Origin of the sequence: Pseudomonas hydrolytica (genome assembly GCF_021495345.1) — a bacterium.
Classification (GTDB): Bacteria; Pseudomonadota; Gammaproteobacteria; order Pseudomonadales; family Pseudomonadaceae; genus Aquipseudomonas; species Aquipseudomonas hydrolytica.
The window spans coordinates 2,389,785-2,415,774 of the sequence record NZ_CP099397.1 but is presented as its reverse complement, the minus strand read 5'-3'; the positions used below and the strand labels follow the sequence as shown (position 1 = coordinate 2,415,774).

The following is a 25,990-nucleotide window of genomic DNA, read 5'->3' as shown; positions in this document are numbered from 1 at the left end:
ATGAATGAAGGATGCAGTGATGAACGCCGATGAACTGCTACGTGCCGGCAAGCTCGATGAGGCGCTCAACGCGCTGCAGGATCAGGTGCGGGCGCAGCCGTCCAATGCGTCGTTGCGCGTGTTCCTGTTCCAGCTGCTGGCGGTGCTCGGGCAATGGAGCCGCGCGCAGAACCAGTTGAAGGTGGCAGGCGAGCTGGACGCCTCCACCCTGGCCATGGTGCAGACCTACCGCTCGGCGCTGGAATGCGAGGCGCTACGTGCCGAAGTATTCGCCGGACGTCTGACACCGGTGCTGCTGGGCGAACCCGCGCCCTGGCTGGCGCCCCTGATCCAGGCGCTGCAAGTGGATGCGCGGGGCCATGCCGAGGCAGCACAGGCGCTGCGCGATCAGGCCTTCGAAGCCGCACCGGCGGTACCTGGGGAACTCAATGGCGAAGCCTTCGCCTGGTGCGCCGATGCCGACCCGCGACTCGGCCCGGTGCTGGAGCTGATCGTCAATGGCCGCTACGTCTGGCTGCCGATGGAGAACATCGCCAGCCTGACGTGCGAGGCGCCCAGCGATCTGCGCGACCTGGTGTGGATGCCCGCCGAGCTGACCCTGCGCAACGGCGGCAGCACCGTGGCGCTGATTCCCAGCCGTTATCCCGACACGGTCCAACTCGGCGATGACGCGGCGCGCCTGGCACGCAAGCTGGACTGGCTCGACAACGGCCTGCCCATCGGCCAGCGGCTGTTCGCCACCGACCTGGGCGATACCGCGTTGTTCGAGCTGCGCAGCCTCACCCTCGGCGCAGGAGCAGCCTGACGATGGCCGAGCTGACCCTGCAGGAGCGCTTGCAACCTTCGCTGCTCGATCGTCTCACCGACGACGATCCCCACAACCCGAAGGAAAGCGCCGAACGCCGGGTGATGAACCAGAACCAGCTCAAGGCTTCGGTGCTGCGCGACCTGGCCTGGCTGCTCAATACCACGGCCCTGCTCGACAGCGAGAGCGCCGCGCAGATGCCGGCCGGCAGCTCGGTGATCAATTTCGGTCTGCCACCGCTGTCCGGCCACACCGCTTCGAGCATCGACGTGCAGCTGGTCGAGAGCGTGCTGACGGAAATCATCGAGACCTATGAGCCGCGTCTGCTCAAGGGCTCGCTGCGGGTGCGTGCGCAACTGCAGAGCGACGAGATGAACCACAACGCCCTGAGCTTCGAGATCGAGGCTGACCTGTGGGCCGAGCCGGTGCCGCTGCGCCTGCTGCTGTCCACCGATCTCGACCTGGAAACCGGGCACATCAAGGTCGCCCCGGTCGATGGCAGGAGGCGCTCATGAACCCGCGCCTGCTCGACTATTACAACCAGGAGCTGCAGCACATCCGCGAAAGCGCGGCGGAGTTCGCCGCCGAGTTCCCCAAGATCGCCAGTCGCCTGACGCTGTCCGGCATCGATTGCGCCGACCCCTATGTCGAAAGACTGCTGGAGGGTTTCGCCTACCTCACCGCCCGTGTCCATCTGAAACTGGACGCCGAATACCCCACCTTCACCCATAACCTGCTGGAAATCGCCTACCCCCACTACCTGGCGCCGACACCGTCGATGACCGTGGTGCAGCTGTGCGCCGACCCGGACGAAGGCTCGCTGGCCAGTGGCTTCCGGATCGAGCGCGGCGCAGCGCTGCGAGGCCAGCTGGGGCACGAGGAACAGACCGCCTGCGAATACCGCACCAGCCATGACGTGACGCTGTGGCCGCTGGAAGTCAGCCGCGCCGAGTACTTCGGCAACCCGGCCACCGCCCTGGGCCGCCTGGCCGCGGCAGAACCCAGGGCCAAGGCCGGTCTGCGCATTCGTCTCAAATGTGGCGCCGGCATGCCCTTCAAGGCCCTGGCGCTGGACAGCCTGTCACTGTTTCTCGCCGGGGCGGACGAGCAGCCGTTTCGCCTGTATGAGCAACTGCTGGGCAATGCCTGCGCCCTGTTCATCAAGAGCGTCGACGGCGAATGGGCCGAGCGCCTGCCGCTGAGCTGCATCCAGGCGCGCGGCTTCGACGACAAGGATGCGGTGCTGCCCGTTGTGCCGCGCGCCTTCCAGGGCTACCGCCTGCTGCAGGAGTACTTCGCCCTGCCCAACCGCTTCCTGTTCGTCGAGTTCAGCGGTCTGCTGCGCGGGGTGGCTCGTTGCGCGACCCAGGAGCTGGAACTGGTGGTACTGTTCAACCGCCTCGATACCAGCCTGGAAGGCTCGGTATCGGCCGCGCAGTTCGTGCCCTTCTGCACCCCGGCGATCAACCTGTTTCCCCGTCGCGCCGACCGCATCCACTTGAGCGACCGCGTGCATGAATATCAGGTCATCGCCGACCGCACCCGCCCGCTGGACTTCGAGGTGCACTCGCTGACCCAGGTCAGCGGCCACGGCAGCGGACCCGAGCAACCCTTCCAGCCGTTCTATGCCATCCGCGACCCGGCCCGCTATGGCCGCGAGCAGGCCTATTACGTGGTGCGCCGCGAGGCACGCCGATTGTCCAGCCAGGCCCGGCGGCGCGGGCCGCGTTCCACCTACGTGGGCAGCGAAACCTTCGTTTCGCTGGTGGACGTCAACCAGGCGCCGTATAGACATGACCTGCGCCAGCTGGGCATTGGCGCCCTGTGCACCAATCGCGACCTGCCGCTGCTGATGCCGGTGGGCACCGGCAAGAGCGATTTCACCCTGGAGGACAGCGCCCCGGTGCAGGCCGTGCGCTGCCTGGCCGGACCCAGCCGCCCGCGTGCCAGCCGCGCCCACGATGCCAGCGCCTGGCGCCTGATCAGCCAGCTGTCGCTCAACTACCTGTCGCTCAGCGAACGCGGCCAGGGCGCCGCGGCCCTGCGCGAGTTGCTGCGCCTGTACGGCGATCCGTCCGATTCGGCGTTGCAGCTGCAGATCGAGGGTCTGCGCGAAGTGCGCAGCGCCCCCTGCACGCGGCGTCTGCCGATGCCGGGGCCGATCGTCTTCGGTCGCGGCCTGGAGATCAACCTGGAGTTCGACGAGAACGCCTTCCGCGGTACCGGCGTGTACCTGCTTGGCGCGGTGTTCGAGCGCTTTCTCGCGCGCTATGTGTCGATCAACAGCTTTACCGAAACGGTGCTGCGCACCACCGAACGTGGAGAGATCATGCGATGGCAGGCACAGCCGGGTCGCCGCCCGAACCTCTAGGCAGCGCCGCTGCGATGGTCGATGCACCCTGGAGCTACGATTTCTTCCAGGCACTGCGGCGTATCGAGTGCGAGGCGGCCGACCGGCCGCGCCTCGGCCATTCGGTGCGCCTGGCCGACGATCCGCTGCGCCTCGGCCAGCAACCCGAGTGCGGTTTTGCCCCCTCGACCCTGGCCAGCGTGCAACCGGGCCAGGTGCCGCGCATCGAACAGTTCTTCTTCGGTCTGACCGGCCCCAACGGCCCGCTGCCCCTGCATCTGACCGAATACGCCCGCGAGCGCCAGCGCAACGCCGGCGACCCTACCTTCAAGCGCTTCCTCGACGTCTTTCATCATCGCCTGCTCACCCTGTTCTACCGCGCCTGGGCCGAATCCCGCCCGACCGTCAGCCATGACCGGCCGGATGACGACTACTGGTCGATGCGCCTGGCGGCGCTGTCCGGTCGCGGCATGACCAGCCTGCTCGGCCAGGGCCCGCTGGCCGACTCGGCGAGCCTGCACTACAGCGGCCACCTGGCCGCGCAGACCCGCTACCCGGACGGCCTGCGCGCCATTCTCGAACACTATTTCGAGGTGCCGGTGAGCATCGAGGAATACGTCGGCCAATGGCTGCAGCTGCCGCATTACAGCCAGGTCGGCGCGGCCGCCTGCACGCTGGGCAGCGACCTGTGCCTGGGCACCCACGTGTGGGATCGCCAACACAAGTTCCGTATCCGCCTCGGCCCGCTGAGCCTCGAGCAATACCAGCGCCTGCTGCCGGGGCAGGAGAACTTCGCCGAGCTGGCGGCCTGGGTCGCCGAACATCAGGGCGACGAACTGGATTGGGAGGTGAACCTGGTGCTGCATTGCCAGGAGACGCCGCGCATCGATCTCGACGGCCGCACCCAGCTCGGTTTCAACACCTGGCTCGGCACACCGCTACAGGACCCCGACGACCTGCTGCTGGTGCGCGACTACGCCAGCCGGCAACCCACCGAATCAAGGAGCTGCGAACATGAGTGAGATCAGCCGCGCCGCATTGTTCGGCAAGTTGAACAGCCTGGCCTACAAGGCCATCGAAGCCGCCACGGTATTCTGCAAGCTGCGCGGCAATCCCTATGTCGAGCTGGTGCACTGGCTGCATCAGATTCTCCAGCTGCAGGATTCCGACCTGCACCAGCTGGTGCGCCAGTTCAACATCGACCCGGCGCGACTGGCCAAGGACATCACCGAGGCGCTGGATCGCCTGCCGCGCGGTTCCACCTCGATCACCGACCTGTCGTCCCACGTCGAGGAGGCGGTCGAACGTGGCTGGGTCTACGGCAGCCTGATGTTCGGCGAAAGCCAGGTGCGCACCGCCTACCTGATCGTCGGCATCCTCAAGACGCCGAGCCTGCGCCATGCGCTGTCGGCCATTTCCCGCGAGTTCGACAAGATCAAGGTGGAAAGCCTGATCGAGCGCTTCGACGAATACGTCGGCAACTCGCCGGAGAACGGCCTCGGCGCCAGCGACGGCTTCAACGCCGCCGGGGCGCCGGGCGAAGCCAGCGGCGCCATGGCCCCCAGTGCCATGGGCAAGCAGGAGGCGCTCAAGCGCTTCACCGTCGACCTGACCGAACAGGCGCGCAGCGGCAAGCTCGACCCCATCGTCGGGCGCGACGAGGAGATTCGTCAGTTGGTGGACATCCTCATGCGCCGCCGGCAGAACAACCCGATCCTCACTGGCGAGGCCGGCGTCGGCAAGACCGCGGTGGTCGAGGGCTTCGCCCTGCGCATCGTCGCCGGCGACGTGCCGCCGAGCCTCAAGGACGTCGAACTGCGCGCGCTCGACGTCGGCCTGCTGCAGGCCGGCGCGAGCATGAAAGGCGAATTCGAGCAGCGCCTGCGCCAGGTGATCGAGGACGTGCAGAGCTCGCCCAAGCCGATCATCCTGTTCATCGACGAGGCGCATACCCTGGTGGGCGCCGGTGGCGCGGCCGGCACCGGCGACGCCGCCAACCTGCTCAAGCCGGCGCTGGCACGCGGCACCCTGCGCACCGTGGCCGCCACCACCTGGGCCGAGTACAAGAAGCACATCGAGAAGGACCCGGCGCTGACCCGGCGCTTTCAGGTGGTGCAGGTGGACGAGCCGTCCGAGCACAAGGCGATCCTGATGATGCGCGGCGTGGCCTCGATCATGGAGCAGCACCACAAGGTGCAGATCCTCGACGAGGCGCTGGAGGCCGCGGTCAAGCTGTCGCACCGCTACATCCCGGCGCGCCAGTTGCCGGATAAGTCGGTGAGCCTGCTCGACACCGCCTGCGCCCGCGTCGCCATCAGCCTGCATGCGGTGCCGGCCGAGGTGGACGACAGCCGCCGGCGTATCGAGGCACTGGAGACCGAGCTGGCCATCATCGCCCGCGAGCAGGCCATCGGCATTGCCATCGGCAGTCGCCAGGACGACACGCAGGCCGCTCTGGATGAGGAGCGCACCCGCCTGGGCGAGCTGGAAGCGCGCTGGGCCGAGGAAAAGACCCTGGTCGACGAGCTGCTGGCCACCCGCGCCAGCCTGCGCGCCGCCGCCGAGCCGGTGGACGGCACCAGCCGCGAAGGTGGCGCCGACACCCCTGCCCTGAGCCAGGAGGAGCTGGACACCCTGCGCGCCCGTCTCAGCGAACTGCAGAACAGTCTGAACGCTCTGCAAGGGGAAAATCCGCTGATCCTGCCCACGGTCGATTATCAGGCCGTGGCCTCGGTGGTGGCCGACTGGACCGGCATTCCGGTCGGGCGCATGGCGCGCAACGAGATCGATACCGTGCTGCGTCTCGACGAGCACCTGAAAAAACGCATCATCGGTCAGGACCACGCCCTGGCGATGATCGCCAAGCGCATCCAGACCTCACGCGCCGGGCTGGACAACCCGAGCAAACCGATCGGCGTGTTCCTCCTCGCCGGCACCTCCGGCGTGGGCAAGACCGAGACCGCGCTGGCCCTGGCCGAGGCCATGTACGGCGGCGAGCAGAACGTCATCACCATCAACATGAGCGAATTCCAGGAGGCGCACACCGTCTCCACCCTCAAGGGCGCCCCGCCCGGCTACGTCGGCTACGGCGAAGGCGGCGTGCTGACCGAGGCCGTCAGGCGCAAGCCCTACAGCGTGGTGCTGCTGGATGAGGTGGAGAAGGCGCATCCGGACGTGCACGAGATCTTCTTCCAGGTCTTCGACAAGGGCGTGATGGAAGATGGCGAGGGCCGCCTGATCGACTTCAAGAACACCCTGATTCTGCTCACCACCAACGCCGGCACCGACATGATCGCCAGTCTGTGCAGCGACCCGGAGCTGATGCCCGATCCGGACTCCATCGCCAAGGCCTTGCGCGAACCGCTGCTCAAGGTATTCCCGCCGGCGCTGCTCGGCCGCCTGGTGACCATCCCCTACTACCCGCTCTCCGACACCATGCTCAAGGCCATCACCCGGCTGCAGCTCGACCGCATCAAGAAGCGCGTGGAAGCCGGGCACAAGGTGCCATTCGAGTACGACGACAGCGTGATCGACCTGATCGTCTCGCGCTGCACCGAGATCGAGAGCGGCGGCAGGATGATCGACGCCATTCTGACCAACAGCCTGTTGCCGGACATGAGTCGTGAGTTCCTTACCCGCATGCTCGAGGGCAAACCGCTCGCCGGCGTGCGCATCAGCCAACGCGACAACGCCCTGCACTACGACTTCGGCGCCTAACCCCAACCGCGATAGCCAGAGGAAGCCGTCATGGCCATCACGCAAAGCACAAGAGCGGTTCAGGTCAACGGACCACTGGGGCCCAACGTCCTGCTGTTGCAGGGCATGGATGGCAGCGAGGAACTGGGCCGCCCGTTCCAGTACCACCTGGAGCTGACCTCGGAAGATGGCTCGGTGAAGTTCGACCAGCTGCTGGGCAAGCCCATGGGGCTGTCGCTGGAGCTGCCCGATGGCGGCGATCGTTACTTCCACGGCATCGTCTGCGCCTGCCGACAGACCGTGGGCATCGGCCAGTTCGCCGGCTATCAGGTCACCCTGCGGCCATGGCTGTGGCTGCTGAGCCGGACCTCCGACTGCCGTATCTTTCAGAACAAGACGGTGCCGGACATCATCAAGCAGGTGTTCCGCGACCTGGGTTTTTCCGATTTCGAAGACAGCCTCAGCCGCAGCTACCGGGAGTGGGAGTACTGCGTGCAGTACCGGGAAACCAGCTTCGACTTCGTCAGCCGGCTGATGGAGCAGGAAGGCATCTACTACTACTTCCGCCACGAGAAGGCGCGCCACGTGTTGGTGCTGGCCGACGCCTACGGCGCCCATTCGACGGTGGACGGCTACGCCAGCGTGCCGTTCTACCCGCCTGAACTGCAGATGCGTGAGCGCGACCACTTCTACGATTGGCAGTTGGCGCGCGAGGTGCAGCCCGGATCGCTGGCACTGACCGATTACGACTTTCAGCGCCCCAGCGCCAGCCTCGACGTGCGTTCCAGCGTCTCGCGCAGCCATGGCAACGCCGAATACCCGCTGTTCGACTATCCCGGCGAGTACGTGCAGAGCAAGGACGGCGAGCACTATGCGCGCACCCGCATCGAGGCCATCCATACGCAGTTCGAGCGAGTACAGCTGCGCGGCCGTGCCCGTGGCCTGGGCTCGGGCCATCTGTTCAAGCTCAGCGGTTACGAGCGCGCCGACCAGAACCGCGAGTACCTGGTGGTCGGTGCGCGCTACCGCATCCGCCAGGAGGCCTATGAGACCGGCTTCGGCGACAACCTCGAGCAGTTCACCAGCGAGCTGGACTGCATGGACGCCAGCCAGGCCTTTCGCCCCCTGCCGCTGACCCCCATGCCCATCGTGCGCGGGCCGCAGACCGCCATGGTGGTCGGCCCCAGCGGCGAGGAGATCTGGACCGACCAGTACGGCCGGGTCAAGGTGCACTTCTACTGGGACCGCCACGACCAGTCCGACGAGAACAGCTCCTGCTGGATGCGCGTGTCGCAGGCCTGGGCCGGCAAGAACTGGGGCGCGATCCAGATTCCGCGCATCGGCCAGGAGGTGATCGTCAGCTTCCTCGAAGGCGATCCGGATCGGCCGATCATCACCGGTCGCGTCTACAACGCCGAGCAGACGGTGCCCTACGACCTGCCCGCCAATGCCACCCAGAGCGGCGTGAAGAGCCGTTCGAGCAAGGAAGGCACACCGGCCAACTTCAACGAAATCCGCATGGAGGACAAGAAAGGCGAGGAGCAGCTGTTCATCCATGCGGAAAAGAACCAGGACATCGAGGTCGAGAACGACGAGACCCACTGGGTCGGCCACGACCGCACCAAGACCATCGACAACGACGAAACGGTGCACGTCAAACACGACCGTACCGAGACGGTGGACAACAACGAAACCATCACCATCGGCGTGGACCGCACCGAGAAGGTCGGCAACAACGAGACCATCACCATCGGCGTCGATCGCACCGAAAAGGTCGGCAGCAACGAGAAGATCAGCATCGGCAACAACCGCACCGAGGATGTCGGCAGCGACGAGAGCATCACCATCGGCGCCAACCGTACCGAGAAGGTCGGCAGCAACGAGAAGATCAGCATCGGCAACAACCGCACCGAGGATGTCGGCAGCGACGAGAGCATCACCATCGGCAGCAACCGTACCGAGAAGGTTGGCAAGAACGAAGACATCAGCATCGGCAGCAACCAGAGCACCAGCATCGGCAAGAACGAGTCGCGCAGCGTCGGTCAGAGTCGCGACAGCAGCATCGGCAAGGACGACAGCCTGAGCGTGGGCAAGAACTTCTCCCTGAACGCGGGCGACTCCATCACCCTGACCACCGGCTCGGCCAGTATCACCATGAAGAAGGATGGCACCATCACCATTCGCGGCAAGAACATCACCATCGACGGCTCCGGGGCGATCAACGTCAAGGCGAGCAAGAACGTGGTGGTCAAGGGGCAGAAGATTCTGCAGAACTAGGAGCCCAGTTATGACGGTTCAATACTTCCTGCCCAGCCAGGCGCGCCTCGACGGCGTGATGATCGGCACCCTGCTCGCCCTGCCCGACGACGGCTCGCCGCGGGTGAGCTTTCCCGGTTGCGCCGACGCACAGGGCCTTGTCGCCCGCAGCATGGCGGCACTGACCGGTGCGGACATCGGCGCCCAGGTCGCGCTGATGTTCGAGAACGGCGACCCGATGCGCCCGCTGGTGATCGGCCGGCTGCTCGGCGCGGCGCCAGCAGCGCAGGTGAAGCTCGATGATGAGCGCCTGGAGCTGCGCGCCGAGCAGGAAATCGTGCTGCGCTGCGGCAAGGCCAGCATCACCCTGACCCGCGCCGGCAAGGTGATCATCCAGGGCGCCTACCTCTCCAGCCGCTCCAGCGGGGTCAACCGCATCAAGGGCGGCTCGGTGCAGATCAACTAGAAGGCGCAAGGCATATGGAACTGCTCAACGCGACCCGACTGATGGCGGCCTTTACCCAGGGCCTGGCGCCCGACGGCCGCGAATCGCTGGTGGTGATCGCCAAGGGTACCTTCGACCTGCCACTGGACGGCCGCGAGGCGCGCCTGCTCGATACCCAGCAGCCGCTGCTGATGGCCGACACCTTTCATGGCGAGCCGGGCCTCAGCGCACCGCTGCAGGAAATGGACTTCGCCCCGAGCAAACCCTTCTGCGACGTGCTGGTGCAGGGCAAGGCCCACGCACCGGGCGGCAGGCCGGCAACGCAGATCACCGCCGGCATTCGCGTCGGCCGCGTCGGCAAGGCCTTCTCGGTACTCGGCCCCAGGCAGTGGCAGCCGGGGCTGCTCGGCGTCGCCCCCGGGCTGCCGCAGCCTTTTCTCGAACAGACGATCTCCTACGCCCAGGCCTTTGGCGGCGCCCATCCCGTCAAGGGCAGCCCCGAGCAGCAGCACGCCTACCAGGACAACCCGGCGGGTATCGGCTGGTATCCACGCGGCACGGACAGCGCCGACATGCTCGGCATGCCGATGCCCAGCACCGAGGAGCTGGGCAAACCCATCGACAGCCCGCATGGCGACTTTCGCCCCATGGCGCTCGGCCCGCTTGGCCGGCACTGGCCGCAGCGCGCTGCCTTCGCCGGCACCTACGACGAGGCCTGGCTGGCGGACTGTTTTCCCTTCCTACCGGCCGACTTCGACAATCGCTACTTCCAGGCCGCGCCGGCCGACCAGCAGACCGAGCACCTCAAGGGCGGTGAGGAGGTGCTGCTGCTCAACCTCACGGCGCAGGAACGCGCGGGCTTTCGCATTCCGCAGATGTCCGTGCCGGTAACCTTCTTTCTCAACAAGGGCGGCCATGAGACGGTGCATGCGGTGATCGATACCCTGCTGATCGACACCGAGGCGCGCCAGGTGCAGCTGACCTGGCGCATCAGCCGCCCGCTCAAACGCAACATGTTTGAAATCGCCCAGGTGCTGGTGGGCAGCATGTCGCGCGCCTGGTGGCGTGCCCGCGAGCTGGGCAAGGATTACCACGCCGGTCTCGGCAGCCTGGTCAAGTCCAGACACCAGGCGACGGAGGCCGACTGATGAACGCCCTGTGCATTCTCGGCTCCGGCATGGTCAGCGCGGTCGGCCTCAGCGCCCCGGCCAGTTGCGCGGCCATTCGCTGCGCCATCGACAACTTCCAGGAAACCCGCTTCATCGACCGTGGCGGCGAATGGCTGATCGCCGCCAGCGTGCCGCTGGAACAACCCTGGCGCGGCCGCACCAAGCTGATCCAGATGGCCGCCCGCGCCATCGCCGAAGCCCTGCAGAGCACGCCTGGGGTCGACCCGGCGCAAACCCCGCTGCTGCTCGGCGTGGCCGAACAGGAGCGCCCCGGACGCCTCGACGGTTTGGACATCGAACTGCTGCACGATATCGAACGGGAGCTGGGCCTGGCCTTTCATCCCAGCTCCAACGTCATCGCCCGCGGCCGCGTGAGCGGCGCCGTGGCACTACTCAATGCACGCAAGCTGATCTACCAGGGCGGCCATCGCCACGTGCTGATCGCCGGTGTCGACTCCTTTCTCAGCGCACCGACCCTGGCCGCCTTCGAGGAGCGCGAGCGCCTGCTGACCAGCCAGAATTCCAACGGCTTCATTCCCGGTGAAGGCGCCGCTGCCGTGGTGATCGGCGCTCCGGTCGCCAGCGAGGAACCGCAACTGGCCTGCCTCGGCCTTGGCTTCGGCATGGAGCCGGCCACCGTGGAAAGCGAAGACATCCCCCTGCGCGCCGAAGGCCTGACCCAGGCCATCCGCGCCGCTCTGGCCGAAGTGGGCTGCGGCCTGGAGCAGATGGACTATCGCGTCACCGACCTGTCCGGCGAGCAGTACTACTTCAAGGAGGCTTCGCTGGCGCTCAGTCGCACCTTGCGCGTGCGCAAGGAGTTCTTCCATATCTGGCACCCGGCCGACTGCATCGGCGAAGTCGGCGCCGCCATCGGTCCGGCCATGCTCGCCGTGACCCTGGCCGCCAGCCGCAAGGCCTACGGCGATGGCCCGAACATCCTCTGTCACCTTGGCAACGACGCCGGCCAACGCGCCGCCGCCCTGCTCAGCTACCAACCGGTGAGGGCCGCCTGATGGCCAACGAGGTCTACGCCAACAACATGGAAGTGTCGTGCAAGTCGGCCGACGGCAAGTCCATCGCCTGCTTCCCCGACGTCTGCTTCACTCCACCGCAGACGCCCGCCACCCCGCCCGGCGTGCCCATCCCCTACCCCAATACCGGCATGGCCAAGGACACCACCAACGGCACCCGCACGGTGAAGATCACTGGCAAGGAAGTGATGCTCAAGAACAAGAGCTACTTCAAGACCAGCTATGGCGACGAAGCCGGCTGCGCGCCGAAGAAGGGTGTGATTACCAGCAAGATCAAGGGCAAGGTGTATTTCACCTCATGGTCGATGGATGTGAAGTTCGAGGGGGAGAATGTCGTTCGGAACTTGGATATGACGACGCATAACCATGCGTCATTTCCTGGTAATACGCCTCCCTGGATCTATTCCGATAAGCAAACCATGGCCCTTCACAAAGATTGCGAGGAGGACGTTGAGAAAGAGAAGACGGCCTGCGCAGGCAAAGAGAGCAAGGCAGAGAAATGCGCCGATAAAGAGTGCAAAAAGGCCAGGAAATGCCTATTGGTTTCCTACAACCAAGGAAAGAGGAAAAGCGGGATCGGTTGTTGCCCCGGAGAGCAGCCGCACCATTTGATCGAGGCGCATTGTTTCTACGAGGTGGGTAAGCGTGGTGAGGGCGAAAGCATGTTTTTCACCGCACCTCAGGGCAAGCAGGCCTACAAGGACACAGAATCGCCCTGCGTATGTGCCGAAGGGCCCCGGCATTCCGGTGAACATGGCCAGTACCATGCCTTCCAGCAGGCAATAGAGGCCAAGCACCACGAGCAATCCGGCGGTTGGACTTACGCAGATGCGCGCAACGCCGGAGTCAAAGCAAACAAGGCGGTAAACGAACAGTGCAACGATAAATGCACGGCGGCACAACTGGACAGTTATCACAAGGAACGCTGTGGGGTAGCCGAAAACACTCCGCTGAGAACTGATCCACAGGCAGGTACTCGCTCGGTGGGCACACTGGATGCCAAGCAAAGTACGGCGCTGCAAGCGGAAATCTCGGCGATAAGCGGAATGTCGGCGGCCGGCGGCTCACTGTAAGGAGTACAAAGTGGCATTCGAGAAAAAGCATTTCAGCTATTTGCACGGACTGGTGCAGAACTGCACTACGGCTCGTGCAGTAGCTCAGATCGACCAGCTGACGGAGAAGGGAGCAGCGAACGCTACTCTGATTAAGTGGGTCTTCTCGGCTGCGCAGCCTTCGGCATTCAACGTGCCTTGGTATTGCACTCGCATGGCTATCCAAAAGGTTCCGCGTGGGGGAGGCGTAGAACTGATCTATATGGGGCCGGATGGTCACATGGGCTACGGCACCACTACCGGCGATAGCGAGTCTCCGATATGGCCCGCCGGTGATGGACCCGATGTCTATGGTGTACTGCGCGACCTACGGACCATTGGCGAAGGCGTCTATGCAGTGGGCATGGGGCGGCAGGTCTACCGGCGCAACCTAGCGGGCGCTTGGGAGCGAAAGGACGCAGGGACACTGCAAGACCGCAGATTGATGCATGTCGTCGGTTTCAACGCGATCCATGGAATCGACGAGGCAGAACTATATGCCGTTGGCTTCGCTGGGGAGGTGTGGCGCTGTCATGCGGGACGCTGGGAACAGCTAGACAGCCCAACCAACGTGATCCTCAACGCGGTTCATATGCTTCCCGACCGCCAGGTAGTAGTGGCGGGCAAGAACGGCTTCCTGATGATCGGCTCACAAAGCGCCTGGGAGGTAGTCGAGACTGGCCTAGATGCCCAAATATGGGATATTCAATACTTCAACGAAGAGATCTTCTTCGCCACCAGCAATGCGTTATATCGACTCGACGCGAATCATATGCCACAGCAGGTGGACATGCGCCTCGGAGAGCCAGTCACCTGCGGTCAACTAGATGCCGACGACGGCATTCTCCTGTCGACGGGACGCAAGCACCAGTGCTGGAGCGCTGACGGGAGCACCTGGCATGAGCTCGCCTGAGTCCGCTTTATGCTAATCACAGACGTCCTAACCCAACACACCGAAGAAGCCTCCTTCCTCGGCCTGCTGCGCAGCATCGCCGTCCGCCAGCCACACTACGACCTCAACCATCTGAGCACCCTCGACAACCGTATCGAAGCCCATCTGGACGGCCTGCGTATCGCGGGCCCGGTCGCTATCGAGACTCTGCTCGAGCAGCTCAATCCCAACGCCCAGGGCGAGATATTCGCAGCCACGGTGCTGGCTTTCGAAACCGCCGATACTTCCGCCATGACCCGGTTGGCCGAACATCTGCGCGCCCACCCCGACGGTGCACGTTACATGTCCGCGGCGCTGGGTTGGTTGGAATGGTCGCGAGTCGAACCCTGGGTTCAGAAGCTGCTGGGCTCGCCGGAAGCGCTGTTTCGCTGCATCGGCCTGGCCGCCTGCGGCATGCATCGGCGTGATCCGGGGGCGGCGTTGATTGCGGGGCTGGCGCATGCCGATGCGGACGTCATCGCCCAATCGGCGCGTACGGCGGGCGAACTGCGTCGGCGTGATCTGCTGCCGACCATCCGCGCCCATCGCCTGCATCCCGACCAAGGCGCACGTTTCTGGGCCAACTGGGCCACGGCGCAGATGGGCGATGAGGAGGCCCTGCCGCTGCTGCGCCAGTTCGCCGAACAGGCGGTCGCGTTCCAGCACCGCGCCCTGCCCGTGCTGCTGGCCTGGCAGTCAAGAGATACCAGCATCGCCTGGATTCGTCAGGCGATGCAGCAGCCACAGCAACGTCGCTTGGTCATCCAGGCCGTCGGCCTTTTGGGCGATCCGGTGAGCATTCCCTGGCTGATTCAGCAGATGCGCGACATACCCAACGCGCGGGTTGCCGGCGAGGCCTTCAGCCTTATCAGCGGTGCCGACCTGGCCCTGCTCGATCTGGAGCTGCGCGATACGCCGGATTACGACGCCGGTCCCAATGACGATCCGGCCGATGCCAACGTCGCGCTGGACGAGGATGAAAACCTGCCCTGGCCTGACCCGGATCTGATCGAGGCCTGGTGGCAACGGGAGAAAGACGTCTACCAGAACGGCAAGGGCTATTTCCTCGGTCAGCCGATCAGCGAACAGGGCTACCGCCAGGCGCTGGTTAAGGCCCAGCAACGCCAGCGCCAGGTGGCCGCCTTGGGTCTGGCACGCTTTCACCCAACCGAAGTGCTGTTTCCCGTCGCGGCTCCGGCCTGGCGACAGCGCGTTCTGCTGAACGCTTGAGCTACTCCGCCACCCGGACGCTGCCGACGGTACTGCTCGCCGAACGGTGATCCATCAGCTTGCCAGTGCCGCGGCCGAGTCCTTTTCTGGTGCCCCCTGATAGCCATGCGGGTTCATGCGCTGCCAACGCCAGGCATCCTCGAGCATGACCTTGAGATCGCGCGTGGCCTTCCAGCCCAGCTCCTGCCGGGCCTTGCTCGGATCAGCCCAGCACTGGGCGATGTCGCCGGAGCGACGCGGCGCGAAGCGCACGGGCAGCTTGCGCCCCACCACGCCCTCGAATGCGCGGAGCATTTCCAGCACCGAGTAGCCCTGGCCGGTGCCCAGGTTCCATATCGACACCCCGCTGGTAGCGGAGAGCCGTTGCAGCGCGCGCAAATGGCCCTCGGCCAGATCCATCACATGGATGTAGTCGCGAATCCCGCTGCCATCGCGCGTGGGGTAGTCGATACCGTAGACGCTCAGGTGCGGCCGGCGGCCGACCGCCACCTGCAGCATGTAGGGCAGCAGATTGTTGGGAATGCCGTCGGGATCCTCGCCGATCAGGCCGGACTCATGGGCGCCGATGGGATTGAAATAGCGCAACAGGGCGATGGACCAGCGCTGGTCGGAATGAGCCAGGGCCTTGAGCACGTTCTCCGCCATCAGCTTCGATTGGCCGTAGGGATTGGTCGGGATGCCCGTGGTGCACTGCTCCGAGATCGGCACCTTGACCGATTCGCCATAGACCGTGGCCGAGGAACTGAAGACCAGCTCGAAGATACCAGCGTCCGCCATGGCCTGGCACAGCGTGATGCTGCCGGCGACGTTGGTTTCGTAGTAGCGCAGCGGGTCCTGCACGCTCTCACCCACTGCCTTGAGGCCGGCGAAGTGCATCACCGCAGTGATCGGCCACTGGCGGAACAACGCATCGAGCAGGCCACGGTCACGGATGTCGCCCTCGACGAAATGCGCGGCGCGACCGGCGATCAGTGCCACCCGCTCGAGAGATTTGCTGGAGCTGTTGCACAGGTTGTCCAGCACCAGCACGTCGTGGCCGTCCTGCAACAGCGCGAGCACCGCATGAGAGCCGATGTAGCCGGCACCTCCCGTGACCAGAATCATGTTCACCTCCTTAAGCGACGGGTCGCCTGAAGGCCGCCGTGATGCACATGTCGGCGGATACTTCATGGCGGTTTGGGAACGCAGTCCTAAATACCGACGAGGCGGTGAGTCCCGGAGTTCAAGGAGAAAGATGAACGCACGCGGCAGCGCAACGCTCAGCCGATTTGTTGAACTGCCCCGCGGAGCAGGCCGTCCATTGTTCGAATCACTTCTTGCACGGGCAGCGGTGTACATGCATCGGCAGACCTGCTTGGACAACAGCCAAGGGAATCGGAAACATGAGTTGGGCAGGCCCCTTTCAACAGCCAATCGGTAAATCCCCCAAACCCCAGGAGGCGTCGCAAGCGGCCGTGGTGTTCGACCCGCTGATCCCGACCCTGCTGTGTCTGTCGCACCTGCGCTGGAGTTTCGTCTACCAGCGGCCACAGCACCTGATGTCGCGTTTCGCCCGTTCGTACAACGTGCTGTTCTTCGAAGAGCCGGTGCCCTGCGACGAGGCCGAGCCCTGGCTGGAGGTGCGCCCGGATGAGCAAGGTGTGCAGGTGCTGGTGCCGCGCCTGCCCGTCGGGCGCGAGGCTGAAGCCGACGCGAGCAGCGAGGCGCTGCGCGCCCTGCTTGACGACTACCTGGCCAGGCTCGGTGTGGAAGACCTGCTGCTCTGGTACTACACGCCGATGAGCCTGGCATTCTCCCGGCACCTGAATGCCAGCACCGTCGTCTATGACTGCATGGATGAACTGTCGGGCTTCAGAGGCGCGCCACCGCAACTGCTGCAGCGCGAGCGCGAGTTGCTGGAGCGGGCCGACCTGGTATTCACCGGCGGCTACAGCCTGTGGGAAGCCAAGCGCACCTTGCATGACAACGTTCACCCCTTTCCAAGCAGCGTGGATATCGAACATTTCGCCACGGCGCGGGGCTTTCAGAACAATCCGCCGGACCAGGCGGGCATCGGCCGGCCGCGCCTCGGCTTCTACGGCGTGATCGACGAGCGCTTCGACATCGCCTTGCTCGAGCAGGCAGCCTCGCTACGCCCGGACTGGCAGTTCGTGATGATCGGCCCGGTGGTGAAGATCGATGCAGCCGCCCTGCCGCGCCGCCCGAACATTCATTTCCTCGGCGGCAAGACCTATGACGAGCTGCCGGGCTACCTCGCCGGCTGGAACGTCGCGCTGATGCCCTTCGCGCTGAACGAGTCGACTCGCTTCATCAGCCCCACCAAGACCCCCGAGTACCTCGCTGGCGGCTGCCCGGTGGTGTCCACGCCAGTGGCGGACGTGATACGCGGCTACGGCGAAAGCGGCGTGGTGCTGATCGCTGACACCGCCGAGGCGTTCGTCGCCGCCTGCGAGAAAGCGCTCGAACTGGCCGCCGATCGCGAAGAGTTTCTGAAGAACGCCGACCGCACCCTCGGCGACATGTCCTGGGATCAGACCCAGACCCGTATGCAGGAGATGATCGAATGTCTGGCTTGAGCTACCTGAACGATACCCCGCGCCGCGGCTTCGACTACCTGATCGTCGGGGCGGGTTTCGCCGGCAGCGTGCTCGCCGAGCGCCTGGCCGCCGGGCTGGGCAAACGCGTCCTGGTGATCGACCGCCGTCCGCACATTGCCGGCAACGCCTACGATCACCACGATGAAGCCGGTGTGCTGGTGCATCGCTATGGCCCGCACATCTTTCACACCAATTCCCAGCGCATAGTCGATTATCTGTCCCGCTTCACCCAATGGCGCCCCTACGAGCACCGGGTGCTGGCCGTGGTCGATGAGCAGCAGGTGCCGATTCCGATCAACCGCACCACCCTCAACGCCCTGTATGGCCTGGACCTGCAGAGCGACGAAGAGGCCGAGCGCTACCTGGCCAGCCGGGCCGAGCCCGTCGATGACATCCGCACCAGCGAGGACGTGGTGGTCAACCAGATCGGCCGCGAACTGTACGAAAAGTTCTTCCGCGGCTACACCCGCAAGCAGTGGGGGCTGGATCCGTCGCAGCTGGACAAGTCGGTGACCTCGCGAATCCCGACCCGCACCAACACCGACGACCGCTACTTCACCGACAGCTTCCAGCAGATTCCCCTGCACGGTTACACACGGATGTTCGAACGCATGCTCGACCACCCGAACATCAAGGTGATGCTCAATACCGATTACCGCGAAATCCGCCATGACATCCAGCACGACCAGCTGATCTACTGCGGCCCCATCGATGAGTACTTCGATTTCTGCTACGGCAAGCTGCCCTATCGCTCGCTGCGCTTCGAACACCGCAGCCTGGACCAGGAGCGCTTCCAGGCGGTGGGCACGGTCAACTACCCGGACGAAGGCGTGCCTTACACGCGCATCAGCGAGTACAAGCACATCACCGGTCAGGCGCATCCGAAGACCAGCATCACCTACGAATATCCCTCCGCCGAAGGCGATCCCTACTACCCTATCCCACGACCGGAAAACGCCGCGCTGTACAAGCGCTACCAGCAGCTGGCGGACGCCACGCCAGGGGTCACCTTTCTCGGGCGTCTCGGCACCTACAAGTACTACAACATGGATCAGGTCGTGGGCCAGGCGCTGGCCCTGTATCAGCGCATCGAGCAGGCTCAGCGGGAAAGCCAAGAGGCACCCGCCGAGGCTGAAGAGAGACTGACCCATCTGGCACGATAAGGAGTGACGATGCATGTGCCTTCGCTGTTCGACAGCTTCTTCATGGGCGGTTTCGAGTGTTCGACCCACCGTCGACAGGACGGTCGGCGGCTCGACCTGATCGAGAACACCGCCCACCAGCGCTGGGCAGCCGAAGACTACACGGCGCTGCGTCAGCAGGGCCTGCGCAGCGCACGGGATGGTTTGCGCTGGCATCTGATCGAGGCGACTCCCGGTCATTACGACTGGTCCAGCTTCCTGCCGCAGTTGCAGGCCGCCGAACAGGCTGGCGTGCAGGTCATCTGGGATCTGTGCCATTACGGCTGGCCTGACCACATCGACATCTGGCGCCCGCAGTTCGTCGAGCGCTTCGCCCGCTTCGCCGCCGCTGCGGCCCGCCTGGTGCGCGAGCACAGCGACCGCGTGCCGTTCTACTCGCCGCTCAACGAGATGTCTTTCTGGGCCTGGGCCGGCGGCGAAGTCGGCTATTTCTCGCCCCTGGCGACAGGCCGCGGCGACGAGCTCAAGCATCAGCTGATACGCGCCAGCATCGCGGCCATCGAGGCGATCCGCGAGGTCGATCCGCGAGCGCGTTTCGTGCAGGTCGACCCCGTCATCCATGTCGTCGCCAGGAGCAACCGCGCCAGCGAGCAGGAGGATGCCGAGCGCTATCGCCTGTCGCAGTTCCAGGCCTGGGACATGCTCACGGGCATGCAATGGCCGGGGCTCGGCGGCAAACCGGAGTATCTGGATATCGTCGGCGTCAACTACTACCCCGACAACCAGTGGTTTCTCGGCGGCGATACGCTGTGGCGAGGCGAGCCGCACTACCGCCCCTTCAGTGGCATTCTCGCCGAGGTCCACCAGCGCTACCGCAGGCCCATCCTGGTGGCCGAAACCGGCGCCGAGGGCGACCAGCGTGTCGACTGGCTGCGCTACGTCGGCGAGCAGGTGCATCTGGCCCTGCAACGCGGCCTGCCGCTGGAAGGCATCTGCCTGTACCCGGTCGTCGACTATCCCGGCTGGATCGACGACCGCCATTGCCCGACAGGTCTGTTCGGCTTTGCCGACGAGCTGGGCCGGCGCCCCGTGCACGCCCCTCTGGCCATGGAGCTGCAGCGCCAGCGAACGCTGTTCGAGGCGCTGGCCGGACAACTGGCCCGGCAGGCATGAGCAGCAGCGCCCACGACGCCCAGCAGGCCCTGCCGGGCAAGCCGCTCGCCTTCCTGGCGCGCTACGTGCTCAAGCGGCCCTGGCATTTCGGCGGCATGTTCCTGCTGATAGCCGGCGCCGGCAGCTGCGCCGTGGCCGTGCAGTACGGGATGAAACTGCTGGTCGATGCGATGGCCACCAACGACCGCCAGCAGGCCGACGTGTGGTTCCCGCTGGGCATCTTCATCGGCCTGATCGTGGTGGAAAACGTGTTCTGGCGTCTCGGCGGATGGCTGGGCTGCCGTACCGTGGTGGCCAGTTGCGTGGACATCCGGGTCGACCTGTTTCGCCACCTGACCGGCCACCCCATGCGCTACTTCGCGCAGCACTATGCCGGTGCCCTGGGCAATCGCATCTCGGCCACCGGCCAGGCCGCCGGTGCCATCTACGGCGGCCTGGCCTGGAAGATCATGCCGCCCTGCGTGGATTTCCTCGGCGCGGTGGTGGTGCTGTTCACCGTGCATGGACAGATGGCCTGGGCACTGATCGGCTTCGTGCTGGTGGTCGGCGTGCTGATCATCTCCTTCGGTATCCGCGGCCGCAGCAAGCACCAGCGTTTCGCCGCCCAGGCCGCGCGGGTCGGTGGCGAGCTGGTGGACGTGGTCTCCAACGTCTGGACGATCAAGGCGTTCTCCGCGCGGGACCGCGAAAGCCAGCGCCTGGCCGAGGAAATCGGCCTGGAGGCCCGTGCCCAGCGGCGCAGCTGGATGTACCTGGAAAAAGCCCGGGTGATCCATGACATCTGCCTGTCGCTGATGGCCGGCGGCATGCTGATCTGGGCGATCCAGCTGTGGCTGGCCGGCAGCGTCACCGCCGGCGACGTGGTCATGGTCAGCGCCCTGACCTTCCGTATCCTGCATGGCTCGCGCGACCTGGCGCTGGCTCTGGTGGACACCACGCAGCAGATCGGCTCGATCGACGACACCCTGAAGATCATCGTACAGCCGCACGGCCTGGACGATCCCGAACCGCAGCTGGCCCTGTGGCGCGGCGACATCGAATTTCGCGACGTGTGCTTCGCCTACCCGGACGGGCGCAAGGTATTCGAGCACTTCAACCTGCATATTCCGGTCGGGCAGAAGGTCGGCATCGTCGGCGCCTCAGGGGCCGGCAAATCCACGCTGATCAGCCTGATTCAGCGCCTCGACGACGTGCAGCATGGCTGCATCCTGATCGACCGTCAGGACATCAGCGAAGTCAGCCAGGACAGCCTGCGCGCGCGCATGGCCGTGGTGCCGCAGGAAACCGCACTGTTCAATCGCAGCATTCGCGAGAACATCCGCTACGGCAGACCCGAGGCCAGCGACGAAGAGGTCATTGCCGCCGCGCGCCACGCCTTCTGCGACGAGTTCGTGCGCGAACTGCCGCAGGGCTACGACACCCTGGTCGGTGAACGCGGCGTGATGCTTTCCGGCGGCCAGCGCCAGCGCCTGGGCATCGCCCGCGCCTTCCTCAAGGACGCGCCGATCCTGGTGCTCGACGAGGCGACCTCGGCGCTCGATACCCGCTCAGAAGCCGAGATCCAGACGGCCTTGGCCGACCTGATGCAGGGCCGCACGGTGCTGGCCGTCGCGCATCGCCTGTCCACGCTGGCCAGCTTCGACCGCGTGCTGGTGCTGGAGGACGGCCAGATCGTCGAGGATGGCTCGCCGGAAGAGCTGTGCCTGCAGGGCGGCATCTTCGCCACCCTGTGGAACACCCAGGCAGCCGGATTCAAAAGCGCCGAGGACTGAACGGTGACCGTCTCGTTGGCGGCGATCCGGCGCTTCGCCGCCGCGCAGAACCTGAACTTACTGGCGGGCTGAAGGTAGGAAATAGTGTCAGGCCGGTTTGCGGGGCGGCTTCTCCGCCACCCACCGCGCCTTGTCCATGAAAGGAGAAAACCATGTCCCAGGCACATCTCGCACTGCTGCTATGCAGCGCATTCGCCCTCTCCAGCCACGCCCATGCCCAGGCGCCGGCCGGCACCGAGGAAAGTGGTCGGGGCTCGGTGTCCAGCCCGTCCGGCAATCCCGCCCCGCAGGAGGAGCTGGAGACCTACCGTGATGCCGATGGCAAGGTACGGACGCAGGATGGCAGGCCGGTGAACACCCGCGATGGCAACATGACCAACGATGGCAAGCGCGACGACTCCCCCGAACGCTCCGGCCCCGGTGGCACGCTGGACGATGCCACGGACCCCGCCGCGATCAAATGAGCGCGGCCCGCCCTACTCGCCCTGCAGCAGCCGGTCGAGGGTGATCGGCAACTGCCGGATGCGCTTGCCGGTGGCGTGATACACGGCATTGGCCACCGCAGCGGCAACACCAACGATGCCGATTTCGCCGACGCCCTTGGAGCCCAGGGCGTTGACCAGCGCGTCTTCCTCCTCCACGAAGATCACCTCGATGTCGCCGATATCGGCATGCACCGGCAGGTGATAGTCCGCAAGGTTGTGGTTCATGCAGCGACCGAGGCGGTGGTCGATCAGCGCCTCTTCCTGCAGGGCCATGCCGATGCCCCAGACCACGCCACCGAGTATCTGGCTGCGCGCGGTTTTCGGGTTGACCACCCGCCCTGCGGCGATGGCGCTGACCACCCGGCTGACGCGGACAGTGCCCAGCGCCTCGTCCACCCGTACTTCGACGAACACCGCCGAATGGGTGGCGCTGGCGACCTGCTCGCGCTGCTTGCCCGGTTTGGCATCCACCTCGGCTGCCAGGCTGCCGTGGCGCGCCAGCAGTTCCTGCAGATCGATGGCGCGCTGGCTGTCGTCACCCTGCTGCACCCGGCCGTCGATGCAGCGCAACTGGCTGGCATCGCTGAAGGGGGCATCGGGCAGTTGCCGGGCAGCTTCGCACAGGCGCCGGGCCAGGGCCAGACAGGCCTCGCGCACGGCGCTGCCGACCGACGACACGGTGAACGAGCCGCCCTGCAACGGCGCCGTCGGCAAGGTGGAATCGCCGAGTTTGAAGTGCACCCGCGCCGGGTCGATGCCGAGGGTGTCCGCGGCGATCTGGGTCATGGCGGTGGCGGTGCCCGGGCCGATGTCGCAGGTGGCGCTGGCGACGATCAGACGGCCATCGGCGCTGAGGCTCGCGCGCGCGCTGGCAGGCTTCTGCATGGCCTCCCAGACGCCCGTCGCCATGCCCCAGCCGATCAACTGCTCACCCTCGCGCATGCTGCGCGGCTGCGCGCTGCGCCGGCTCCAGCCGAAGGCTTCAGCGCCCTGCCGGTAGCAGGCGCGCAGTTCCTTGCTCGAGTAAGGCTTGCCCTGGTTCTGATCGGTCTCGCTGTAATTGAGCAGGCGCAGCTGCACCGGGTCCGTCCCGGTGGCCCAGGCCAGCTCGTCCATCGCCGACTCCAGGGCGAACAGACCGGTGGCGGCGCCAGGGGCGCGCATGTCCAGCGGCGTATAGACGTCCAGCGGCGTCAGGCGGTAATCCAGGCGCAGGTGGTCGCAGTGGTAGAGCATGCCGGACCAGGGCACCACCTGTTCGGTGAAGTCCTCGAAGCGCGAGGTCTGCCCGATGGCCTCATGGATCAGCCCCTGCAGCTTGCCCTCAGCGGAGGCGCCCAGGCGCAGACGCTGCACCGTGCGCGGCCGGTAGCCGAAGGTGAACATCTGCTGGCGGGTCAGCGCCACCCGTACCGAACGGCGCAGCGTCAGCGCCGCCATGGCCGCCAGCGGCAGCTGATACTGCGGGCGCAGGCCGGAGCCGAAGGCGCCGCCGACGAAGGCCGAGAGAACCCGCACGCGCGAAGGCTCGAGGTTGAGGACGTTGCACAGGTACTGCTGGCTGTTCTGCGGGCCCTGGGTCTTGTCATGCACCAGCAGGTCGCCGCCTGGCTGGTAGATCACCGTCGAGGCGTGCGGCTCCATGGGGTTGTGGTATTCGTTGGCCAGCTCGTATTCCAGCGCCAGTTGCACCTCGGCGCCGGCGATGGCTGCGTCTGCGTCGCCACGCGGTTCAGGCAGTTCGGCCGGGGCGTCATGGGCGCGCTGCAGCGCCGCGCGCAAATCGGTTTCGTGCTCGTCGGGCTGATAGTCCACGCGCACCAGCGAGGCGGCGTGGCGCGCCAGTTCCGGGCTGTCGGCCAGCACCAGGGCCAGCGGCTGGCCGCTGTAGCGCACCCGCGCATCGAACAGCGGGCGAAACGGCGAACCGTCCGCCGCGTCCTCATCCTCGTAGCTCTCGTCGTCGCCGGCCATGACCGGGCGGTTCTCGTGGGTCAGCACCCAGACCACGCCCGGCAGCGCCAGAGCCGCCGAAGCGTCGATCGCACGAACGCGGCCCCGGGCAATCGCGCTGCACACCACGCTGCCGTGCAACAGGCCGTCGGCGGGATACTCGGCCGCATAGCGCGCCTGGCCGGTGACTTTGGCCACGCCGTCGACGCGGTCGAGCGGCTGGCCGATGCGGGACGAATTCATGCGCGTACTCCTTCGGCGGCCTGGCGCAGTGCACGAACCACTGCGCGGCGCAGCAGCTCCACCTTGAAAGCGTTGTGTTGCAGCGGCTGGGCGCCTTCCAGCAGGCGTTCGGCGGCGGCCCGGAAGCTCGCCTCGACCGGCGCCTGGCCCACCAGCAGCGCTTCGACCTCGGCGCGTCGCCAGGGCTTGTGCGCCACGCCGCCCAGCGCCAGGCGCGCGGCCTGGATACGGCCAGCGGCATCGAGCTGCAACGCGGCCGCCACCGACACCAGGGCGAAGGCGAACGAGGCCCGGTCACGCACCTTGAGATAGGCGCTGTGCGCAGCGAAGCTCTCGGCAGGCAGTTCGATGGCCAGGATCAGCTCGCCGGCCTCCAGTACGGTGTCGCGCTGTGGGGTATCGCCGGGCAGCCGGTGAAAGTCGGCGAATGCCAGGCTCCGCTCGCCCTGGCGGCCGGCGACTATCACCCGCGCTTCCAGGGCCGCCAGGGCCACGCAGAAGTCGGACGGATGCACCGCGACGCAGTGCTCGCTGGCACCGAACAGCGCGTGGTTGCGATTGAGACCATCGCGCGCCGGGCAGCCGCTGCCGGGCTCGCGTTTGTTGCAGGGCGTCTGGCTGTCGTAGAAGTAGTGGCAGCGGGTGCGCTGCAGCAGGTTGCCGCCGGCGCTGGCCATGTTGCGCAGCTGCGGCGAAGCGCCCGACAACAGGGCCTGGCTCAGCAGCGGATAGCGCCTTTCCACCTCGGGGTGCCAGGCCAGGTCGGCGTTGCTGACCAGCGCGCCGATGCGCAGCCCGCCGTCCGCCGTGGTCTGCACCTCGCGCAGGGGCAGCGCGTTGATATCGATCAGCCGCGCCGGGCGCAGCAGGTTCTCCTTCATCAGGTCGACCAGGTTGGTGCCGCCGGCGATGAACAGGCTGTCCGGGCCGGCCAGGCGCAGCGCCTCCTCGATCTGCCGGGGCTTGCTGTAGGCGAAGGGCGTCATGAGCGCACCTCCGACTCACAGACGGGCAAGGCCTCTTCGATGGCCGCCAGGATATTGCTGTAGGCCCCGCAGCGGCACAGGTTGCCGCTCATGCGTTCCCGCAGGTCGGCGGCGCCCTCCAGCCTGCCCTCGCCGGCCAGGCCCACCGCCGAGCAGATCTGCCCCGGCGTGCAGTAGCCGCACTGGAAGGCATCGTGCCGGATGAAGGCGCGCTGCATCGGGTGCAGTTCACCGCCTGCAGCCAGGCCTTCGATGGTGGTCAGTTCATGGCCGTCGAGCATCACCGCCAGCAGCAGGCAGGCATTGACCCGACGACCGTCGAGCAGCACGGTGCAGGCCCCGCATTGACCGTGGTCGCAGCCCTTCTTGGTGCCGATCAAATCGAGCCGCTCGCGCAGCAGATCGAGCGTGGTGATCCAGGGCTGGACCTCGACCTGGCAGGGGCTGCCGTTCAGCGTCAGGGATATCGCCTGGCGCGCGAAACCTTCGGTACAGGGGGTGCTCATGGGGCTACCTCGGTCGGCTGTCTGGGGGCATCCATGATTTTCTGAGACCGCTATCGGCGAATCGTTCAGCTCGCGTGCTCGGCGTAACGCGCCAGAAAGCCTGAACTTCCTGCCGGCGCCAGGGTA

21 protein-coding genes are annotated in these 25,990 nt (G+C 65.9%); 17 read left to right on the top strand and 4 right to left on the bottom strand.

Annotation, left to right across the window (positions count from 1 at the left end):
• The first annotated feature begins 19 nt into the window (after positions 1-19).
• The 12 genes from L1F06_RS11155 to L1F06_RS11100 are packed head-to-tail and all read left to right on the top strand — an operon-like array spanning position 20 to position 15,007.
• Positions 20-805, top strand: coding sequence for a type VI secretion system accessory protein TagJ (locus tag L1F06_RS11155; RefSeq protein WP_129482647.1), 786 nt, complete (start codon positions 20-22; stop codon positions 803-805).
• Positions 806-807: 2 nt separating this feature from the next.
• Positions 808-1,320 carry a type VI secretion system baseplate subunit TssE gene (gene tssE / locus L1F06_RS11150; protein ID WP_003244997.1) on the top strand — a complete coding sequence of 171 codons (513 nt, stop codon included), beginning with the start codon at positions 808-810 and terminating at the stop codon, positions 1,318-1,320.
• Positions 1,317-3,176 (top strand): type VI secretion system baseplate subunit TssF, encoded by a 1,860-nt coding sequence (gene tssF / locus L1F06_RS11145; RefSeq protein WP_129482646.1) that lies wholly within the window; start codon positions 1,317-1,319, stop codon positions 3,174-3,176. Before tssE ends, tssF begins: the two co-directional genes overlap by 4 nt.
• Entirely contained in the window at positions 3,140-4,177 is a 1,038-nt protein-coding gene (gene tssG, locus L1F06_RS11140; RefSeq protein ID WP_177491131.1) for a type VI secretion system baseplate subunit TssG, read from the top strand. The genes tssF and tssG overlap by 37 nt, the downstream gene beginning before the upstream one ends.
• Positions 4,170-6,872 carry a type VI secretion system ATPase TssH gene (gene tssH, locus L1F06_RS11135; RefSeq protein ID WP_129482645.1) on the top strand — a complete coding sequence of 901 codons (2,703 nt, stop codon included), beginning with the start codon at positions 4,170-4,172 and terminating at the stop codon, positions 6,870-6,872. The genes tssG and tssH overlap by 8 nt, the downstream gene beginning before the upstream one ends.
• Positions 6,873-6,902: 30 nt before the next feature.
• Entirely contained in the window at positions 6,903-9,128 is a 2,226-nt protein-coding gene (locus L1F06_RS11130; RefSeq protein WP_003244989.1) for a type VI secretion system Vgr family protein, read from the top strand.
• Positions 9,129-9,138: 10 nt separating this feature from the next.
• The gene (locus L1F06_RS11125; protein ID WP_129482644.1) at positions 9,139-9,573 is read left to right on the top strand and encodes a DUF6484 domain-containing protein; all 435 of its coding nucleotides are present in this window, start codon (positions 9,139-9,141) and stop codon (positions 9,571-9,573) included.
• A gap of 14 nt (positions 9,574-9,587) precedes the next feature.
• Entirely contained in the window at positions 9,588-10,700 is a 1,113-nt protein-coding gene (locus L1F06_RS11120) for a DUF2169 family type VI secretion system accessory protein (protein ID WP_129482643.1), read from the top strand.
• On the top strand, positions 10,697-11,737 hold the full coding sequence (locus tag L1F06_RS11115) for a 3-oxoacyl-ACP synthase (RefSeq protein ID WP_085986045.1): 1,041 nt from the start codon (positions 10,697-10,699) through the stop codon (positions 11,735-11,737). Before L1F06_RS11120 ends, L1F06_RS11115 begins: the two co-directional genes overlap by 4 nt.
• Positions 11,737-12,828: a PAAR-like domain-containing protein gene (locus tag L1F06_RS11110; protein ID WP_129482642.1), complete on the top strand. Its 1,092-nt coding sequence runs from the start codon at positions 11,737-11,739 to the stop codon at positions 12,826-12,828. Before L1F06_RS11115 ends, L1F06_RS11110 begins: the two co-directional genes overlap by 1 nt.
• Positions 12,829-12,838: 10 nt before the next feature.
• Positions 12,839-13,759 carry a beta propeller repeat protein gene (locus L1F06_RS11105; RefSeq protein ID WP_129482641.1) on the top strand — a complete coding sequence of 307 codons (921 nt, stop codon included), beginning with the start codon at positions 12,839-12,841 and terminating at the stop codon, positions 13,757-13,759.
• Between the two features lie 9 nt (positions 13,760-13,768).
• Entirely contained in the window at positions 13,769-15,007 is a 1,239-nt protein-coding gene (locus tag L1F06_RS11100) for a TIGR02270 family protein (RefSeq protein ID WP_129482640.1), read from the top strand.
• Between the two features lie 54 nt (positions 15,008-15,061).
• Here L1F06_RS11100 and galE read toward each other — a convergent pair whose 3' ends face one another.
• On the bottom strand, positions 15,062-16,111 hold the full coding sequence (gene galE, locus L1F06_RS11095; protein ID WP_012018676.1) for a UDP-glucose 4-epimerase GalE: 1,050 nt from the start codon (positions 16,109-16,111) through the stop codon (positions 15,062-15,064).
• Positions 16,112-16,389: 278 nt separating this feature from the next.
• Here galE and L1F06_RS11090 point away from each other — a divergent pair, with 278 nt between their 5' ends.
• The 5 genes from L1F06_RS11090 to L1F06_RS11070 all read left to right on the top strand — a co-directional run bounded on the left by L1F06_RS11090 (position 16,390) and on the right by L1F06_RS11070 (position 22,155).
• Positions 16,390-17,583, top strand: a complete 1,194-nt coding sequence (locus tag L1F06_RS11090) for a glycosyltransferase family 1 protein (RefSeq protein ID WP_129482639.1) — start codon at positions 16,390-16,392, stop codon at positions 17,581-17,583.
• Entirely contained in the window at positions 17,571-18,767 is a 1,197-nt protein-coding gene (glf, locus tag L1F06_RS11085; RefSeq protein WP_012018678.1) for a UDP-galactopyranose mutase, read from the top strand. The genes L1F06_RS11090 and glf overlap by 13 nt, the downstream gene beginning before the upstream one ends.
• A 9-nt stretch (positions 18,768-18,776) precedes the next feature.
• A complete protein-coding gene (locus tag L1F06_RS11080; RefSeq protein WP_012018679.1) occupies positions 18,777-19,919 on the top strand; it encodes a glycoside hydrolase family 1 protein in 1,143 nt (380 codons plus the stop codon).
• The gene (locus tag L1F06_RS11075) at positions 19,916-21,691 is read left to right on the top strand and encodes an ABC transporter ATP-binding protein (RefSeq protein WP_003244971.1); all 1,776 of its coding nucleotides are present in this window, start codon (positions 19,916-19,918) and stop codon (positions 21,689-21,691) included. The genes L1F06_RS11080 and L1F06_RS11075 overlap by 4 nt, the downstream gene beginning before the upstream one ends.
• A 152-nt stretch (positions 21,692-21,843) precedes the next feature.
• Complete coding sequence (locus L1F06_RS11070; RefSeq protein WP_129482638.1) at positions 21,844-22,155, top strand: hypothetical protein; 312 nt, start codon at positions 21,844-21,846, stop codon at positions 22,153-22,155.
• A gap of 12 nt (positions 22,156-22,167) precedes the next feature.
• Here the strand turns inward: L1F06_RS11070 and L1F06_RS11065 are convergent, their stop codons facing one another.
• From L1F06_RS11065 to L1F06_RS11055, 3 genes are read right to left on the bottom strand one after another with little or no spacing between them, the layout of a single operon-like run.
• Positions 22,168-24,372 (bottom strand): xanthine dehydrogenase family protein molybdopterin-binding subunit, encoded by a 2,205-nt coding sequence (locus L1F06_RS11065; protein ID WP_129482637.1) that lies wholly within the window; start codon positions 24,370-24,372, stop codon positions 22,168-22,170.
• The gene (locus tag L1F06_RS11060) at positions 24,369-25,358 is read right to left on the bottom strand and encodes an FAD binding domain-containing protein (protein ID WP_129482636.1); all 990 of its coding nucleotides are present in this window, start codon (positions 25,356-25,358) and stop codon (positions 24,369-24,371) included. Before L1F06_RS11060 ends, L1F06_RS11065 begins: the two co-directional genes overlap by 4 nt.
• The gene (locus L1F06_RS11055) at positions 25,355-25,864 is read right to left on the bottom strand and encodes a (2Fe-2S)-binding protein (protein WP_129482635.1); all 510 of its coding nucleotides are present in this window, start codon (positions 25,862-25,864) and stop codon (positions 25,355-25,357) included. Before L1F06_RS11055 ends, L1F06_RS11060 begins: the two co-directional genes overlap by 4 nt.
• Between the last annotated feature and the right edge of the window lie 126 nt (positions 25,865-25,990).

Excerpts from the sequence above, each read along its gene's own strand:
- L1F06_RS11130 (WP_003244989.1), top strand. The coding sequence starts at position 6,903 with ATGGCCATCACGCAAAGCACAAGAGCGGTTCAGGTCAACGGACCACTG.
- tssE (WP_003244997.1), top strand. The coding sequence starts at position 808 with ATGGCCGAGCTGACCCTGCAGGAGCGCTTGCAACCTTCGCTGCTCGAT.
- L1F06_RS11055 (WP_129482635.1), bottom strand. The coding sequence starts at position 25,864 with ATGAGCACCCCCTGTACCGAAGGTTTCGCGCGCCAGGCGATATCCCTG.
- galE (WP_012018676.1), bottom strand. The coding sequence starts at position 16,111 with ATGATTCTGGTCACGGGAGGTGCCGGCTACATCGGCTCTCATGCGGTG.
- L1F06_RS11155 (WP_129482647.1), top strand. The coding sequence starts at position 20 with ATGAACGCCGATGAACTGCTACGTGCCGGCAAGCTCGATGAGGCGCTC.
- L1F06_RS11060 (WP_129482636.1), bottom strand. The coding sequence starts at position 25,358 with ATGACGCCCTTCGCCTACAGCAAGCCCCGGCAGATCGAGGAGGCGCTG.
- L1F06_RS11070 (WP_129482638.1), top strand. The coding sequence starts at position 21,844 with ATGTCCCAGGCACATCTCGCACTGCTGCTATGCAGCGCATTCGCCCTC.
- L1F06_RS11080 (WP_012018679.1), top strand. The coding sequence starts at position 18,777 with ATGCATGTGCCTTCGCTGTTCGACAGCTTCTTCATGGGCGGTTTCGAG.
- tssF (WP_129482646.1), top strand. The coding sequence starts at position 1,317 with ATGAACCCGCGCCTGCTCGACTATTACAACCAGGAGCTGCAGCACATC.
- L1F06_RS11110 (WP_129482642.1), top strand. The coding sequence starts at position 11,737 with ATGGCCAACGAGGTCTACGCCAACAACATGGAAGTGTCGTGCAAGTCG.
- L1F06_RS11125 (WP_129482644.1), top strand. The coding sequence starts at position 9,139 with ATGACGGTTCAATACTTCCTGCCCAGCCAGGCGCGCCTCGACGGCGTG.
- tssH (WP_129482645.1), top strand. The coding sequence starts at position 4,170 with ATGAGTGAGATCAGCCGCGCCGCATTGTTCGGCAAGTTGAACAGCCTG.
- glf (WP_012018678.1), top strand. The coding sequence starts at position 17,571 with ATGTCTGGCTTGAGCTACCTGAACGATACCCCGCGCCGCGGCTTCGAC.
- L1F06_RS11065 (WP_129482637.1), bottom strand. The coding sequence starts at position 24,372 with ATGAATTCGTCCCGCATCGGCCAGCCGCTCGACCGCGTCGACGGCGTG.
- L1F06_RS11090 (WP_129482639.1), top strand. The coding sequence starts at position 16,390 with ATGAGTTGGGCAGGCCCCTTTCAACAGCCAATCGGTAAATCCCCCAAA.
- tssG (WP_177491131.1), top strand. The coding sequence starts at position 3,140 with ATGGCAGGCACAGCCGGGTCGCCGCCCGAACCTCTAGGCAGCGCCGCT.
- L1F06_RS11075 (WP_003244971.1), top strand. The coding sequence starts at position 19,916 with ATGAGCAGCAGCGCCCACGACGCCCAGCAGGCCCTGCCGGGCAAGCCG.
- L1F06_RS11100 (WP_129482640.1), top strand. The coding sequence starts at position 13,769 with ATGCTAATCACAGACGTCCTAACCCAACACACCGAAGAAGCCTCCTTC.
- L1F06_RS11120 (WP_129482643.1), top strand. The coding sequence starts at position 9,588 with ATGGAACTGCTCAACGCGACCCGACTGATGGCGGCCTTTACCCAGGGC.